Raw genomic sequence first — 15,825 nt, 5'->3', positions numbered from 1 at the left:
CCGGCGTCATCTGGCGCCGGTTTTTTATTCTCTTCTTTGCTTTCCTGAAACTGCGTTAACACTCAATAATATTCACCGGCACTTCCAATACATTCACCGCGAGTCCACCGCGGGATGTTTCTTTGTATTTCTCTTGCATATCGCGGCCTGTATCACGCATGGTTTTGATTACTTTGTCGAGAGAGACAAAATGAGAGCCGTCGCCTCGAAGAGCCATGCGGGCGGCGTGAATGGCTTTGATGGCGGCCATGGCATTGCGTTCGATGCAAGGAACTTGTACCAGGCCGCCGATAGGGTCACAGGTCAGGCCGAGGTTATGTTCCATGGCGATTTCGGCGGCGTTTTCGACTTGCGCAGGACTGCCACCCAGAACTTCCGCGAGGCCTCCGGCAGCCATGGAGCAAGCGGAACCCACTTCGCCTTGGCAGCCTACGTCGGCACCAGAGATGGAGGCGTTGCGCTTATACAGAGTGCCGATGGCGGCGGAGGTCAGTAGAAAATTCTGTACTCCTTCGTCATTGGCTCCCGGAACAAAGCGAATGTAGTAATGCAAGACTGCGGGAATAATACCCGCAGCTCCGTTGGTTGGGGCGGTAACCATGCGGCCACCTGCGGCGTTTTCTTCATTCACGGCCAGTGCGTACAGTGTTACCCAATCCAGTGTGGTGAGCGGGTCGGCCAGTGAAGCTTCCGGTCGGCTTAGGAGCTGTTGTTGCATTTCTCGGGCTCGTCGCTTTACCTTCAGGCCTCCGGGCAATAAACCTTCGTGGCGCAAACCGTTGTTGACGCATTCCTGCATGACAGCCCAGATGTCCATTAGGCCTTTGGCGGTTTCAGTTTTGGGGCGCCAGGTGGCTTCGTTACGCCACATGACATCGGAAATGCTGATCTGATGTGCCTTACAGATCGCCAGTAACTGTGCAGCAGAATCAAATTTATAATCTTTCGGGCGCGGGTCGTCAGTGACGGCGTCAACTTGTGCGGTTTGCTCGCCGACAATAAAGCCTCCACCTACGGAGTAATAGGTTTTTTCCAGCAACAGCTCGCCGGATTGGTCATAGGCTTGGAAGCCCATGCCGTTAGGATGGTAAGGCAGGGTTTTCCGTCTGTGGAGAATTAAATCTTCGCTTTCATTAAAGTCGATGATACGTTCACCGAGTAAATTCAGCCGCTTTTCATCCCGTGCTTCGGTGACCATGCGTGCGATGTTATCTACGTCAACGTCTTCTGGAGTTTCGCCCATGAGGCCAAGAATCACCGCCTTTGCGGTTCCGTGACCCACTCCCGTCGCGCCGAGAGAACCGTACATATCGGAATGTACACGAGTGGTTTTTTGGAAAGCATTGGCCTTCTTTAAAGCCAGGCAAAACTGTTTGGCCGCACGCATTGGACCCACAGTATGGGAGCTGGAAGGGCCTATGCCCACCTTAAACAAATCAAAAACACTGATGGCCATATGGCACTAATCCTCGGCTAAATCGATAAGGCTGCTTTTGTTTGGGTTTGTTTTTTATTTTGGTTTCCAGCAGCGTGTGTTTATCCTGTAGTGTTTGAAGCGGCACTTACCACTTCAAAATGACTTTTCCGCTCTGGCCTGACAGCATAGTATCAAAGCCTTGTTGGAAATCATCCACATCAAATTGATGCGTGATTACAGGGCTTAAATCCAGGCCGGATTGCAGCAAACAGGCCATTTTATGCCAGGTATCAAACATTTCACGGCCGTAAATTCCTTTGATGGTCAGGCTTTTAAAAATGACCTGATTCCAGTCGATGGCCATATCATCGGGTGGAATGCCGAGCATGGCGATCTTGCCACCGTGAATCATGTTTTTGAGCATGCTCTGGAAGGCGCTAGGTACGCCAGACATTTCCAAGCCGACGTCAAAGCCTTCAGTCATTCCCAAGTCGACCATGGTATCTTCCAGAGAGTCTTTGGCGACATTAACAACTCGGCTCGCGCCCATGGTTTTTGCCATGGCAAGACGATGATCGTTAATATCGGTCACAACGACGTGACGTGCACCGACGTGGCGAGCAATCCCGGCGGCCATAATGCCGATCGGGCCGGCCCCGGTAATTAATACGTCTTCTCCAGTGAGGTCGAAACTCAATGTTGTGTGAACGGCATTACCAAAGGGATCAAAAATTGATGCCATTTCATCGCTGATGTCTTCCGGAATCTTGAACGCATTTTCTTCCGGTAGGGTCAGATATTCGCCGAATGCGCCAGGAATATTTACACCTATACCTTGAGTGTTTGCACAATAGTGGCGTCGGCCGGCTCGGCAGTTGCGGCAATGACCGCAGGTGATATGGCCTTCGCCGGACACTCGGTCACCTACCTGGAAAGATTTTACGCCTTCGCCTACAGCGACCACTTCACCGACAAATTCGTGCCCGACAACCATGGGAGTAGGGATGGTTTGTTGCGACCAGCTGTCCCAGTTGTAAATATGGATATCGGTACCGCAGATTGCCGTCAGGCGGGTTTTGATCAATAAGTCGTTAACGCCGGGTTTGGGGGCATCCACGTCGGTCAACCAAATTCCGGGTTCCGGGCGTAGTTTAGATAGTGCTTTCATCGTCTTAATGTCTCGTAAACCGTATGGCCGTGCTGATGAGCAGGCGAATTAAATAATGTTGAGTTCCTTGCCGACTTCAATAAAGGCATTGATCGCGTGATCCAATTGCTCCTGGCTGTGCAGAGCCGACATCTGGGTACGAATACGTGCTTCGCCGCGAGGCACTACCGGAAACGAGAAGCCGATGACATAAACCCCTTTTTCCAATAACCGGTCTGCCATGTCGCTCGCCATTCGAGCATCGCCAATCATCACAGGAATAATTGCGTGGTCGGCTCCGGCCAGTGAGAAACCCGCTGCACTCATCTTCTCGCGGAAATAGTCGGCATTCTTCCAGAGTTGCTCGCGTAACTGAGGTTCTTCACGCAGCAGTTCGAGAACTTTGAGTGATGTCGCCACAACACCCGGTGCAACGGAATTGGAAAACAGATAGGGGCGCGAACGCTGGCGAAGGATTTCCACCACTTCTTTTTTCGCAGCGGTAAAACCGCCGGATGCACCACCCAGCGCTTTACCCAGCGTGCCGGTAATAATGTCTACGCGATCCATTACGTTGCAGTATTCATGACTGCCGCGTCCGTTATCGCCGACAAAACCTACCGCATGGGAATCATCTACCATTACCAAAGCATTGTATTTGTCGGCCAGATCGCAGATGGATTCCAAATCCGCGATAATCCCATCCATAGAAAATACGCCATCGGTGGCAATCAATTTAAAACGAGCACCGTCGGCATCGGCTTTTTGCAGCTGCGCTTCCAGCTCGGCCATATTATTGTTGGCGTAGCGGTAACGCTTGGCCTTACACAGGCGAACACCGTCAATAATACTGGCGTGATTCAAGGCATCACTGATGATCGCGTCTTCCGGGCTCAATATCGATTCAAACAAGCCTCCATTTGCATCAAAGCATGAAGGGTAGAGAATGGTGTCTTCCATTTTCAGGAATTCACTGAGTTCGTTTTCCAGCTGTTTGTGAATGGTCTGGGTACCGCAGATAAAACGGACCGAAGCTACACCGAAACCATAATCGTCGGCGGCTTGTTGGGCAGCTTTTATCAGTGCCGGGTGATTCGCTAAACCAAGATAGTTATTCGCGCATAGATTGATGACCTGTTGGCCGGCAACTTCGATAGAGGTACTTTGCTGGGAGCTGATAAAACGTTCCTGTTTGTACAAGCCGTCTGCTTTAATCTGCTCAATTTGAGATTGCAGGCTATGATAAAATTCGTTTTTGCTGGAGCTCGACATAGTTACTTATCCTGGCGTATTAATTCGTTCGCGCCTATTCGGTGGCACTCAATGAGAACAGGCATAAAATAGAGTACGCGTACATAGCGGAGCCTGTAAAAATGCCATGTTATAAGGCCGCTTTATGCTGAGCAATCAAACTCTAGTTAGTTGAATGAATTTGGTAGAAATGTCGGATAATGGCGTTATTTTAGAGATTTGTGCTGTGCATTTGCCTTCCAGGCGCCACGGGATTTTGTACCTAAATGGCGTTTTCTTGCCAATATACGACCCGCGCAATACTCGGTTTGCAAAGCCTCACTTGCAAGTTAGGAATAGGGGGATGTGATTTGGAAAAATCTTCCCGTCTTACAGTGAAAGTCAGGGGAACTGGGCAAGCATTGACGTCCGTGCCAAAAGTGGGGGTTAGCGCTTGTTTGTTGGGCGATCCGGTTCGCTACGACGGTGGGCATAAGCGTTCAGTTTTACTGACTGAACAGCTTGCCACATGCATATGTTGGCGGAGTTTTTGTCCCGAAGTGGCCGCTGGTTTCGGTGTACCACGCCCGACCATCGGTTTGTATCCTGATGGGGCGGTGACTCGCTTGCAAATAAATCCAGGCCAATCCGATGAACAGGATGCTTCTGCAGACCTGCGACCCAAACTCATTCAGGCTAGCGAGCCATTTCTTTCTGAAGCGGTGTCTCTGGACGGTTACGTGTTTATGCAGCGCTCACCCAGTTGCGCGCTTGGGTCGGCACCTGCGCAAGGCTTAAGTTCTGCGACGGAGCAAGATGCCCTTAACGGTGTGTTTGCAGAGGAACTCATTAGAAGGCGGGCGCTTTTACCCGTAGCACAGGAGATCGATTTACAACGGCCGCGGATTTTGGATCAATTTCTGGGGGCTGTGTTTGCCCATTGTCGTTTGCGCGAGGCTTTTGAGACGAAGTCTTTCTCAGCGTTGTTGGATTTTCATGGGCGTTACAAATACCAGTTAATGGCACACAGTGTGCCTGCCTATAATTATTTGGGGCGTTTGCTGGCGACATATAATAAGGATGATTTCTCTTCCCAACAGGCAACGTATTACCAAGTGTTTATGAAAGCGCTGAATGCGTCGCCAAGCAAGGGGGGAGAAATAAATGCTTTAATGCACATGATGGGGTATATCAAGACTCAGCTTAGCGCTGAGCAGCGACGGCACCTACTGCAGCGTATGGAGGATTACCGTCATGGCATATTGCCTTTGCAGACCATTGTGTGCGAACTGCAAAATTATACTGAATGTTGGGGGAGTGATTATATTCGGCGGCAGTATTATTGGCAGCCGCACCCGCTCAGTCAGTCTTTACGGGCACAACTATCCTAATATAAAGGGGAAGGGCGCTTAGCTTTTACCGCCAATCGGCAAGCCGATATCTTCCTTCACACTTTCGATGACAATATAAGTGTGTGTTTGCGCAACGCCTGGCAAATCAACTAACTTGCCCAGAACATCTCGATACGATTCCATATCTTTCATGCGCAGCTTCACTAAATAGTCGAAGCCACCGGCCACCATATCGCATTCGGCCACTTGAGGAAGAGTGACGACGGCTTGTTTAAAGTTATCAAAGACATCGCCCGTGGTGCGGTCCAGGGTGACCTGAACATAGGCCACCATAGCCAGATCCAACATGGTGGCATCCAGTTTGGCGCCGTAGCTGCGAATATAGCCTTCGGCCTCCAGGCGTCTTACTCGCTCCAAGCATGGGCTGGGGCTTAGGTGTACCCGATTGGCCAGCTCAACATTGGAAATGCGGCCTTCTTTTTGAAGGGTATTCAAAATAACCAGGTCAGTACGATCGGGCTTAAATGGTTTGTCGCTCTTTAATTTACGGCTCATAGATCAAGGCTCGGCAATAGGGCTAAGTACATAAATCCTAAAGGATTATCGTGGTTTCAGGCGTTAATCTCGAATTCTAATAAAGACTATAATTCCGCATACTTTATGCAGTTCAAAATATTGTGCTATTTAATTGCCTTTTTTGCAATCTAATTCTGAGGTGGAATCTCTATAATGCCGAACATTCGAATTTTGGTATTTGGAGTCTCCATGCTATATCCAGAGAATCACAGCGCCCAGAGCAGTTTGCGCCAACAAATACGCGATGCTTATCGCCTGGACGAGAATCAAGTGGTTGAGAGCCTGTTGGCTCAAGACAAGGTGGATGCCATCTCTCGGGCAAAGATCTGGCAAAAAGCTCGCGATCTTATTCTGCACATCCGTAAAGAACAGGAAGGCAAAGGCGGCGTTGATGCCCTATTGCAGGAGTTTTCTCTGTCAACGGATGAGGGCATTGTCCTGATGTGTCTTGCGGAAGCGCTACTGCGTGTGCCGGATAAAGACACTATGGATCGATTGATTCGCGATAAGTTATCCGCGGGGGATTGGGATTCTCACCTGGGGAATTCAGACTCATTGTTTGTGAATGCCTCCGCTTGGGGCTTGTTGCTGACCGGTAAAATGGTGAGTTACAGTGATGACAGCAAGCGCCGTAATTTCGGAATCCTAAAACAAACCATGGGCCGTGTTGGTGAGCCTGTGATTCGTCGAGCAGTGCGTTATGCAATGCAAATTATGGGAACTCAATTTGTTTTGGGGACGACCATTGTACAGGCGCTTAAGCGTGCCGCAGAGGAAGAGGCCAAAGGCTATCGTTATTCCTATGATATGTTGGGTGAAGGCGCGCGAACCGATGCAGACGCCCAACGTTATTTTCAGAGCTATATGGATGCGATTGAATCCATCGGTAAGGCCGCAGCCAATGCCGGGCCGGAAGAAAGCCCAGGTATCTCAGTAAAACTCTCGGCAATTCACCCGCGCTATGAATTTTCTCACCGCCAACGAGTGATGGCGGAATTGGTACCGCGTCTGAAGAAGTTAGCCCTGGCGGCTAAGCGTTACGATATTGGCTTTACCGTGGACGCTGAAGAAGCGGACCGTCTGGATCTTTCCTTCGATATTATCGAAGCGGTTTACCTGGATGAGGATCTGGCTGGCTGGGAGGGTTTTGGCTTAGCGATTCAGGCGTATCAAAAACGCGCACATTTGGTGATTGACTGGATTATTGGCTTGGCCCGCAAAGGTGGCCGCCGAATCATGGTGCGCTTAGTGAAGGGAGCGTATTGGGATTCTGAAATTAAATGGAGCCAGGAAGAAGGGCTTGACGGTTACCCGGTTTTCACACGCAAGGCATCTACTGATGTGAGTTATCAGGTGTGTGCGCAAAAATTATTGGCCGCCAGAGATTGTATCTATCCCCAATTTGCTACTCACAATGCCTACAGTGTCGCCAGCATTCTGGAGATGGACAGCGAGCGCAAAGGCTTTGAGTTTCAACGTTTGCACGGTATGGGCGAGGCATTGTATGAAAATATGGTTGCGGACGAAGGCATCAGCTGTCGTATTTATGCACCGGTAGGTGAACACGCAGATTTGCTGGCCTATCTTGTGCGCCGTCTTTTGGAGAATGGCGCCAACAGCTCCTTTGTGAATAATATTGTTGATGAGTCCATTCCAGTTGAGTCCTTGTTGGAGGACCCGTTTGCGACTGTGGAGTCCTGGAAGGTAAAAAGCAATTCTGTTATTCCGTTGCCTGAAGATATTTTTGCAGCGGAGTTTATCGAGCCGCGTAAAAATTCTGTAGGCTTTGATTTGACGGACTGCAACCACACTGAACCGGCGAAGGCTGCTCTCGAAGCGCTGGTGTCTAAATGGTTAGCATCAGCCAATGCCCAGTCAGGTGATCACTCGGTTGTCAATCCTGCGAATCATTCAGAGACCATTGCACATTTGAGTTTTGATGATGCAGACAGCGTGGAAGCCAAGCTGCAACAGGTGCAATCGGCCCAATCGGCATGGGAAGCGCGTCCAGTCACCGAGCGTGCGGTATTGCTGAACGCTATGGCCGATGCCCTGGAGCAACACCGTGATGAGTTTCTGGCTTTGTGCGTGAAAGAAGCGGGCAAATCGATCCCTGATGCCGTGGCCGAAATTCGAGAGGCTGTGGATTTTTGCCGTTATTATGCTCGGCAGGCCGAGCAGTTATTTGCGGATTACAAGGTTCAGTCTCGTGGCGTTGTGTTGTGCATCAGTCCTTGGAATTTCCCTTTGGCGATTTTCCTTGGCCAAGTCGCCGCCGCTTTGGTAACCGGTAACACTGTTCTGGCGAAACCAGCAGAACAAACCAGTTTGGTTGCCCTGCGTTGTATCGAGTTGTGGCGAGAAAAAGGACTGCCTGCTGACGCATTGCAGTTGATTATTGGCCCTGGTAAGCCCGTCGGTGAGCAGCTGGTGCCTGATGCGCGTATCCGTGCCGTTATGTTCACAGGCTCGACGGCAACCGGTCAGTGGATTAATCAAACCCTTGCTGCTCGCGAAGATAACGCGATTCCTTTGGTGGCCGAGACCGGCGGGCAGAATGCCATTATCGTTGACTCGACGGCGTTGCCTGAACAGGTGGTGGACGACGTAATGTCTTCCGGTTTTCAGTCTGCGGGTCAGCGTTGCTCGGCATTACGTGTGTTGTATCTGCAGGAGGATATCGCTGATAAAGTCATGACGATGATCAAAGGTGCCATGGCAGAACTGCACATTGGTGACCCTCAATGGCTCAGCACCGATGTTGGCCCTGTGATTGATCATGCGGCATTGTCTCGCCTGCAAGCGCATCAGGCCCGTTTGGCCGACATGCCGGATACTCAAGCACGTTTGCACTTTGCTTGTCCCTTGTCTTCCGATTTGCCTGACGGTAATTACTTTGCGCCTCACCTGTATGAGCTCAGCAGCCTCGATGTATTGCATGAGGAAGTGTTTGGCCCGGTTGTGCATGTTATTCGTTTCAAATCGAATGAGTTAGACGACGTGATCGCACAAATTAACCGAGCGGGCTTCGGTTTGACCTTAGGTGTCCACAGCCGGATTGAAGCGGTGTGTGACAAAGTGGCTATGCAGGCCAAAGTTGGCAATGTGTATATCAATCGCAACATTATTGGTGCGGTTGTTGGTGTGCAACCGTTTGGTGGTCGTGGTTTGTCCGGTACCGGACCCAAGGCGGGCGGCCCGGCTTATCTGCAAGCTCTGGTAACCGCCAAGGAAATCTCCACACCCATTGAGCTGCGTATTCCAGAGGCTCAGTCGGAAGCCGGTGCAGAACGTGTTATGACGGTAGTTGCTGAGGCTCAAGCCCAATGGAATGCTATTGGTTTCGATGCACGTTTAAATCAGCTGCGTCGTCTGTTGGCGAATATGGCCAATCTGGAGTCCCTACCTGATCTTGAATCTATGTTGGAAAGCAGTCAGGACAGTCTGCAGAGCATGGATGAAAAATTCTCCAGAATAAAATGCCTGCCGGGGCCTACCGGTGAGAGCAATCTTTTGGGGCACGATGCTCGCGGTGTGTTGTTAGCAATGAAAGCAGAAGGGCAAAGTTACTGCCAGTTTTTTGCGCCGTTGATGTCGTCTCTGCTGGCCGGAAACGGATTGTTGGTGCATTTGCAGGAAGCGGATCTAGAATTGTTCGGACATTTGCGGGCATTCGCGCAACAGGCTGAGATTCCGGCAGGGTTGATCTGTGCTGTAAATGACGAAGAAGTGCCTTCTGTTTTATCCAGCTCGACGTTAGCGGGCGTGATTGTGCCGGCATTCAACACCGGCCTGCAACGTAGATTGGCGGCGCGTGACGGGGCGATTTTGCCTCAAATTCAAGCCTGCGATCCTTTTTTCGAGCAACGTTTGTTGGTTGAGAAAACCATTACTACCGATACAACTGCGGCGGGTGGTAATGCCTCTCTGATGTCGATTTCAGAGGATTAGAGTCTGTCGTTCTCGGTAAACGTTTTTCTATCTCCCGCAACGGCTGCATAGCCGAAGCACCTTCCGCCCGGTTAAGAATTAGCCGGGCTTTTTTTTAGGGGCAGAATTTGTTTAACTGTGCGGCTCTTACAGGCAAATAAGCCGAAGATGAGAATGGCGCAATAATAAGTGCCAGAATAAAACCTTAGCGCCGTTCTAAACTAAGTGAGAATACTATGAGTACAGCCGTTTCCATTGCCAGTGATTTTGATGGTGGCAATATTGTTGTTAAAGACGCGAGTCAAGCCGAGTGCATTCGCCTGGAAATTCGCCGTGATATTGCCGCCGATTACTTTCAGTGGTTCTACTTTTCGGTAACCGCTCAGGTGGGCCAACAGCTGGGTTTCAGTTTGGAGAATGCAGAAAAGGCGTCCTACAGCGATGCTTGGGAAGGGTATCATGTCGTCGCGTCCTATGATCGCGAGTCCTGGTTCCGGATTCCGGCAGAATATCAAGAAGGCCAATTGGTGTGGCAGCACCGTCCGGAGCAAGAGCAAGTCTTTTATTCTTATTTTGCGCCCTATGATCAAGCCCGTCATCAAGCATTGCTGGCTTCCATTGCCGAGCATCATCGTTGTGAGCAAATTGATTCCTGTACGACGGTCGATGGCCATAGTGTTGAATTATTCAAATTTTCTGCAGGTGAACCGTCAACTCACAAGCGTAAACTGTGGCTGATTGCCCGTCAGCATCCTGGTGAAACCATGGCTGAGTGGTTTATGGAAGGCCTGCTCGAAACATTATTTACCTTCGGGAATGATGAGGCCTTATTGGCGGGTGCTGACATTTATTTTGTGGTCAATATGAACCCGGATGGTTCTTGGGCGGGTAACTTGCGTACCAACGGTGCGGGCACCGATTTGAACCGCGCTTGGCAGGACCCGAGTGAAGAAAGCAGTCCTGAAGTGTTGATGGTTCGCAATGCCATGGACAAGATTGGCGTTGATATGTTTCTCGATATCCATGGTGATGAAGAGCTGCCATATGTTTTCACGGCAGGTTGTGAGGGCAATCCGGGTTATTCACTGCGTTTGCAGGAACTTGAAGAGCGCTTCCGTCGCCGTTATCAGGAAATCAATCCCGATTTCCAATCGGTATACGGGTACGATAAAGATGAACCGGGTAAGGCTGATTTGCGAATTGCGTGTAATCAAGTGGGGCAGCGTTTTGACTGTTTGTCTTTCACCATCGAAATGCCCTTTAAAGACAATGCCAATATTCCTGATGCTAAAGAGGGGTGGTCGCCTGAGCGTTCCAGAAATCTGGGTGTGTCGACTTTGGAATTGATGGCTGAGTTGTTACCTGATTTACGCTGATATTGGGTGTTGTTTGAAAAAAGGTGATTGCCGGTCGGCAATCACCTTTTGTATTGGGGGGACTGAATGGTGCCTGTTGATTATCCAAGCAAAGCTTTGGCATAGCGTTCGATACGATCGAAAGCCGGTTTCAGAACATTGATTGGTTGGGCGAGTGAAACGCGCACATAGTGGGTGGTGCTCTGGCCAAAGCCGACCCCTGGAAGTACGGAGACTTTTTCTTTCTTTAAAAGATCTTCTGCAAAACGCAATCCATTTTCGGCCAGCTCATCAACTTTAATCATAACGAACATGCCTGCTTTGGGGACCTGACAGGATATGCCAGGAATGCGCTCGACACGTTCGCAAACATAGTTTCGGCGTTGGCGGTATTCCTCACGAACGCCCTGGATGTACTCTTCGTCGTTGGTCAAGGCAAAGGCGGCGGCGTCTTGAACGAACTGGCAGCAGCCAAAAATAGTTGAAGATGTGAAATCCAGCAGGCGCTGGGAAAACGCTGTGCTGGCCACGGTCCAGCCAAGGCGCCATCCGGTCATGGCGTGGGATTTAGATAAACCATCAATGATCACCACATTGTCCAGATTGGCGGCGGCCTTTCGTAAGGAAGTGTGGGGTTCGTCGAAAGTAATCATGGAATAGACTTCGTCACAAACCAGCCAGAGATTGTTTTCCAGGCAGAATTCGGCCAGCTCTCTTAACTGAAATTCGCTGATCATGTTGCCCGCAGGATTACCCGGAGTATTAATAAATACCACTCGGGTCTTTTCAGTGACGGCTGCTTTAACGCGCTCGACATCCAGTTCGAAGTGATTTTCGACATCCAGTTCGACAGGAACAACATTGACGTTCAGGGCTTTGAAAATACCTTCGTAGCCAACGTACATAGGTTCCGCGACAATCACGTCTTCGCCGGCATTCAGGAGGCAGGCCATAACCGTATAGATTGCATTGGTGGCGCCAGGGAAGATAACCACATTGCTCGGGTCGCAGTGCTTGCCCGATGATTTAATTTCGATATCAGAAATGATCTGGCGTAAGTTTTTCTCTCCCATCCCTGGCGCGTAATGTGTCCGACCTTTTTCAAGGCTGTCGATCGTGGCGCGGATAGTGGATGGTAAGGTGGCGAGGTCAGGGTCACCAACCGATAGCAAGTAAACGTCTTCACCATTTGCAAACTGTTCACAGGCTTGATCGTGTACAGCCCATACGCCGGAAGATTCTTCGATTAGACGCTGGGACAGTTGGCTGATAGGGGCATTGAATGTCATGACGATGCGCTCTTAATCTCTTGTGTATTCAGTTTAGGAAACCGGGGTTAAAAAATCTGCTTCGCGAACTTCAATTACCGTTGGCAAAGCGTGTTCGGTATGTTCACGCAGTTGTTGGATAAGCTGTTGTATATTTTCAGCTCGGACTGCGCGACAACCATAAGCTTTGGCAATACCGAGAAAGTCTGGGGTGTGGATGTCGCAAGCAATGGGCTCCATGCCAGCAGTGTTAAAATTCTGGGCAATCATTTCATAACGTTGGTTGTTCCATACCACAATGGCGACGGGCAGTTGTGCTTCGACCGCTGTGGACAATTCGTTGATGGTGAATTGCAAACCGCCATCGCCGATCAAACTGATGATTGGCAACTCAGGCTTTGCCAGTTTGGCGCCGAACGCGGCAGGCAGGGCATAGCCCAATGTGCCATAACCTGTCGCGGCGGAAGCAAAACGACGAGTTTTACGCGTTTGCAATTGTGCTGCGGCAAAATAAGTAGGTTGCGTGGAATCGCCGAGGATGGCCGCTTCTGGTAGCGCTTCCAGCAAAGCGTCTAAAAACCGTTGGTAGTCGGCGTCGACGCTTGGCGCGAGTTTTTCACGAATTGCCAGACTGCGCTGGGCGCCGGAGCGAGCAGTAAACTCCAGTTTGGGCAATAGAGCCGTGATGGCCGCAGCACTGTCGGATTGAATGGCGATATCGGGGCGGGCATTGCGGCACAGTTGAGTGCTGTCGATATCAATGCGAATGAGTTTGCCGCCGAGCTTAAAGCCGCCATCAAAGAAAAAGTCGTAATCAGTTTCGCCGAATTCAGTACCGATGCCCAGAATGACATCGGCGTTCAGATACAGATCGCGTACGGCCTGATAGCTTGGACTGCTGTTAATCAACAAGGGATGCTCGGGAGGTAAGATGCCTTTGGCGTTGTGCGTCACAGTCGTGGGGGCATCGAGTTTTTCGGCCAGCGCCACGGCCAGCGCTCCCGCATCCGCTGCACCACCGCCTAGTGCCAGTACGGGATTCTTGGCTTGGGATAACAGATCAGCAGCGGCTTGAATGGCGTTGTTATCGGCACCGGGACGGCTCGGCAATGGCCAGGTTTCAACCGCGACGTGACTGGCGTCGGCGGTAATCACATCCAGTGGCATGGAGAGATGAACTGGGCCAGGTCGTTGGCTGTGAAAAATGGCAAAGGCGCGAGCGAGAATCATCGGCAATTCATCAACACGGGACACCGTGTGGGCCCAGACGCTGCTCTGTTCCATAGCGCGCTGTAAATCAGCGGTTTCGTGAAGGCGGCCTTCACCAAGCCCTTTTTCATGGCGATTGTTGTCTGCTGAAATAACCAACATGGGGACGGAATCCTGTAAAGCCTGGCCCATCGCGGTTGCGATGTTCAACGCGCCCGGTCCGGACACTGTCACGCAGGCGGCTGGGCGTCCGCTGACCCGAGCGTAGCCATCGGCCATAAAGCCGGCACCTTGCTCGTGACGAGGAGTGACGTGGCGAATATTGGTTTGTGGCAGGCCTCGATACAACTCGATGGTGTGAGTACCTGGAATGCCAAAGGCAGTGTCTATGCCGTAGGCTTCCATCAATCTGGCCAGCAGTACACCGCCGGTCTGAGCCGCTGTATTCATGAGATTTCTCCAATACTATGTTCCAGGTGGGGTATACACCTGAGCAGAATCTAAGCATAGAAGCCTTGGCAGGCTTTGGATAACGATTTATTCTTCACAGTTCATTCCAAAAACTCATGAAGTCTATGGCTAAGTACCTACCCAGCACACAGGCATTACAATGTTTTGACGCGGTTGCAGAATTGCTGAGTGTCACCGCCGCCAGCCAGCGTTTGAATATGACTCAAAGCGCCGTAAGCCGCCAGATATCTAGTCTTGAGGCGGGCCTGGAGGTGCAATTGTTTCGCCGGGAAAAACAACGTTTGTTTCTCACCGAGCGTGGCCGAGCCTATTGGGAGGAAGTTCGTGAATTGTTGCGCCGATTGCATAATGCTTCCCAGAAACTGCAAGGTAAGGTCTCGGGGCGGGTGCGCTTGGGTGTTGAACCGGCGATCGCCAGCCGCTGGCTGGTGCCCCGCCTGACAGCTTTCAAGCAACGGCATCCAGAGTTAGACATTGAACTGTTGACCGATATGGAGACGCTTTATCACGAACCCGACAGCTACGATATTGCCATTCTCTATGGGTTGGGGGATTGGCCGGACCTGGACGCGGATTTTTTGATGGCTGATACCTTGGTGGCAGTGTGCGCACCGTCTTTGTTGCAGCAATTTGGGCAGATCAAACAGCCCCGCGATGCTCTGCGTTTCCCGCTGTTGCACCATACTTCAAGGCCTTCTTCCAGTGGCGCTTGGCTGAAAGAGGCCGGATTGGCTGAGCATGAGATTGATGCCTTGCCCGGTTCGCGTTTGCAGAGTTTTAGTTTGATTGAGCAGGTCGCGGCCCAAGGGCTGGGTTTGGCGATTCTGCCGGATTATTTTGTAGCCGCAGAAATCCAGGAAGGTAAGTTGGTGCTTGCTTGCGAGGAATCCCTTCCCTGTGAGGAGCGTTATTTCGTGGTTCGTCCTAAACGTTTCGGCGAGGATCTAGCGGTAAATGCTGTAAAACAATGGCTGCTGGGTTTGTAAGCGCTGGCAAAACCAAGCTTGCCGACTATGCTTAGGAGAAAAATTAATCCAATACAGGGTCAACTCTTTGCTCTGGCAGCCGATAGAACGAGGTTAGAGAGTATTCGATAAGAGCCGATAGCACCCAAAGGAACGTGTATGAGCAGTATGACAGAAGCCAGTAACCCGGAAATGGCCACAGTAGTCGTTGGCCCGGAAGACATCTTGTTGGAGTTATGCGGCTCTGTATCCAGTGTGCTTTCGACGGCCTGCCATAAACCCGTTCGTCATGCCCAGATGATTCAATCCATTCAAAATACCAGTCTGAAACCGGACATCTCCGGCTTTGTGGTATTTGAGGGTGGTTTTACGGGCCTGGTAGTGTTGAATTTCAGCGCTGATGCGGCAATGGAAATTTATCAGGATTATATGCTCAGCATGGGTATGGATGAATCCAGCCTGGCAGTGCAGTACACCTCGGATGAGGTATCCGACATTGTTGGTGAATTGATGAATCAAATCGTGGGCGACTTTATCAATAAGGTCAATATGCGCCTGCAAAGTTGTGTGGATCAAAGCCAGCCGAAGGTGCTGACGTCGGGGCGTCAGTTGACTATCTCTATCGACGCGGGCTTGCAGACCCCCATTACCAAACGTGTGGCCTTTTACACCAATAACAACAATACCTTTTATCTGGAATATTCCATGGATGACACGGAGTTTGTGGCGACAGCCGATTACACTGCCCGTGATGCCCACGACCCAGATGCGGTTATTGCTGGCCACCAGAGCCAGGTGGAGCAGGCGGAAGTGCCTGCGATCAGTGCGGCTAATGCCAATGACAGCGATGCCTTACTCAGCGAACTGGGCCTCTAATGCGTTGCGGTTCGCGACGCTGGCACGGC

General features: G+C 50.8%; 11 protein-coding genes. 5 read left to right on the top strand and 6 right to left on the bottom strand.

Annotation, left to right across the window (positions count from 1 at the left end):
- Positions 1 to 55: 55 nt before the first annotated feature.
- The 3 genes from ABWW03_RS08665 to ABWW03_RS08655 all read right to left on the bottom strand — a co-directional run bounded on the left by ABWW03_RS08665 (position 56) and on the right by ABWW03_RS08655 (position 3,836).
- Positions 56 to 1,456 carry an L-serine ammonia-lyase gene (locus ABWW03_RS08665; RefSeq protein WP_353407698.1) on the bottom strand — a complete coding sequence of 467 codons (1,401 nt, stop codon included), beginning with the start codon at positions 1,454 to 1,456 and terminating at the stop codon, positions 56 to 58.
- A gap of 106 nt (positions 1,457 to 1,562) precedes the next feature.
- Positions 1,563 to 2,585: an L-threonine 3-dehydrogenase gene (tdh, locus tag ABWW03_RS08660; RefSeq protein ID WP_353407697.1), complete on the bottom strand. Its 1,023-nt coding sequence runs from the start codon at positions 2,583 to 2,585 to the stop codon at positions 1,563 to 1,565.
- A 48-nt stretch (positions 2,586 to 2,633) separates the two neighbouring features.
- Positions 2,634 to 3,836: a glycine C-acetyltransferase gene (locus ABWW03_RS08655; RefSeq protein ID WP_353407696.1), complete on the bottom strand. Its 1,203-nt coding sequence runs from the start codon at positions 3,834 to 3,836 to the stop codon at positions 2,634 to 2,636.
- Between the two features lie 329 nt (positions 3,837 to 4,165).
- On the opposite strand from ABWW03_RS08655, the gene ABWW03_RS08650 reads away from it, so the two are divergent.
- The gene (locus tag ABWW03_RS08650) at positions 4,166 to 5,185 is read left to right on the top strand and encodes a YbgA family protein (RefSeq protein ID WP_353407695.1); all 1,020 of its coding nucleotides are present in this window, start codon (positions 4,166 to 4,168) and stop codon (positions 5,183 to 5,185) included.
- An 18-nt stretch (positions 5,186 to 5,203) separates the two neighbouring features.
- Here ABWW03_RS08650 and ABWW03_RS08645 read toward each other — a convergent pair whose 3' ends face one another.
- Positions 5,204 to 5,701, bottom strand: a complete 498-nt coding sequence (locus ABWW03_RS08645) for an Lrp/AsnC ligand binding domain-containing protein (protein WP_353407693.1) — start codon at positions 5,699 to 5,701, stop codon at positions 5,204 to 5,206.
- A 210-nt stretch (positions 5,702 to 5,911) separates the two neighbouring features.
- Between ABWW03_RS08645 and putA the strand changes: the two genes are divergently transcribed.
- Both putA and ABWW03_RS08635 read left to right on the top strand, forming a co-directional pair.
- Positions 5,912 to 9,673, top strand: coding sequence for a bifunctional proline dehydrogenase/L-glutamate gamma-semialdehyde dehydrogenase PutA (gene putA, locus ABWW03_RS08640; protein WP_353407692.1), 3,762 nt, complete (start codon positions 5,912 to 5,914; stop codon positions 9,671 to 9,673).
- A 215-nt stretch (positions 9,674 to 9,888) separates the two neighbouring features.
- On the top strand, positions 9,889 to 11,028 hold the full coding sequence (locus ABWW03_RS08635; protein ID WP_353407691.1) for a M14 family metallopeptidase: 1,140 nt from the start codon (positions 9,889 to 9,891) through the stop codon (positions 11,026 to 11,028).
- An 80-nt stretch (positions 11,029 to 11,108) separates the two neighbouring features.
- Here the strand turns inward: ABWW03_RS08635 and ABWW03_RS08630 are convergent, their stop codons facing one another.
- Both ABWW03_RS08630 and ABWW03_RS08625 read right to left on the bottom strand, forming a co-directional pair.
- Positions 11,109 to 12,296, bottom strand: coding sequence for a pyridoxal phosphate-dependent aminotransferase (locus ABWW03_RS08630; protein WP_353407690.1), 1,188 nt, complete (start codon positions 12,294 to 12,296; stop codon positions 11,109 to 11,111).
- A gap of 33 nt (positions 12,297 to 12,329) precedes the next feature.
- Entirely contained in the window at positions 12,330 to 13,934 is a 1,605-nt protein-coding gene (locus tag ABWW03_RS08625; RefSeq protein WP_353407688.1) for a 5-guanidino-2-oxopentanoate decarboxylase, read from the bottom strand.
- 125 nt (positions 13,935 to 14,059) lie between these two features.
- Between ABWW03_RS08625 and ABWW03_RS08620 the strand changes: the two genes are divergently transcribed.
- On the top strand, positions 14,060 to 14,941 hold the full coding sequence (locus ABWW03_RS08620) for a LysR substrate-binding domain-containing protein (RefSeq protein ID WP_353407687.1): 882 nt from the start codon (positions 14,060 to 14,062) through the stop codon (positions 14,939 to 14,941).
- Positions 14,942 to 15,079: 138 nt separating this feature from the next.
- Positions 15,080 to 15,796 carry a DUF3334 family protein gene (locus ABWW03_RS08615; RefSeq protein WP_353407686.1) on the top strand — a complete coding sequence of 239 codons (717 nt, stop codon included), beginning with the start codon at positions 15,080 to 15,082 and terminating at the stop codon, positions 15,794 to 15,796.
- Positions 15,797 to 15,825: the final 29 nt, after the last annotated feature.

This window comes from Pseudoteredinibacter isoporae, assembly GCF_040372805.1.
GTDB classification, from domain to species: Bacteria; Pseudomonadota; Gammaproteobacteria; order Pseudomonadales; family Cellvibrionaceae; genus Pseudoteredinibacter; species Pseudoteredinibacter isoporae_A.
Note: the sequence above shows the minus strand (reverse complement) of the source record. Positions and strands in the feature narration are given on the sequence as shown.

Coding starts and splice junctions, on each gene's coding strand:
- ABWW03_RS08625 (WP_353407688.1), bottom strand. CDS start 13,934: ATGAATACAGCGGCTCAGACCGGCGGTGTACTGCTGGCCAGATTGATG.
- ABWW03_RS08635 (WP_353407691.1), top strand. CDS start 9,889: ATGAGTACAGCCGTTTCCATTGCCAGTGATTTTGATGGTGGCAATATT.
- ABWW03_RS08630 (WP_353407690.1), bottom strand. CDS start 12,296: ATGACATTCAATGCCCCTATCAGCCAACTGTCCCAGCGTCTAATCGAA.
- ABWW03_RS08615 (WP_353407686.1), top strand. CDS start 15,080: ATGAGCAGTATGACAGAAGCCAGTAACCCGGAAATGGCCACAGTAGTC.
- putA (WP_353407692.1), top strand. CDS start 5,912: ATGCTATATCCAGAGAATCACAGCGCCCAGAGCAGTTTGCGCCAACAA.
- ABWW03_RS08665 (WP_353407698.1), bottom strand. CDS start 1,456: ATGGCCATCAGTGTTTTTGATTTGTTTAAGGTGGGCATAGGCCCTTCC.
- ABWW03_RS08620 (WP_353407687.1), top strand. CDS start 14,060: ATGGCTAAGTACCTACCCAGCACACAGGCATTACAATGTTTTGACGCG.
- tdh (WP_353407697.1), bottom strand. CDS start 2,585: ATGAAAGCACTATCTAAACTACGCCCGGAACCCGGAATTTGGTTGACC.
- ABWW03_RS08655 (WP_353407696.1), bottom strand. CDS start 3,836: ATGTCGAGCTCCAGCAAAAACGAATTTTATCATAGCCTGCAATCTCAA.
- ABWW03_RS08645 (WP_353407693.1), bottom strand. CDS start 5,701: ATGAGCCGTAAATTAAAGAGCGACAAACCATTTAAGCCCGATCGTACT.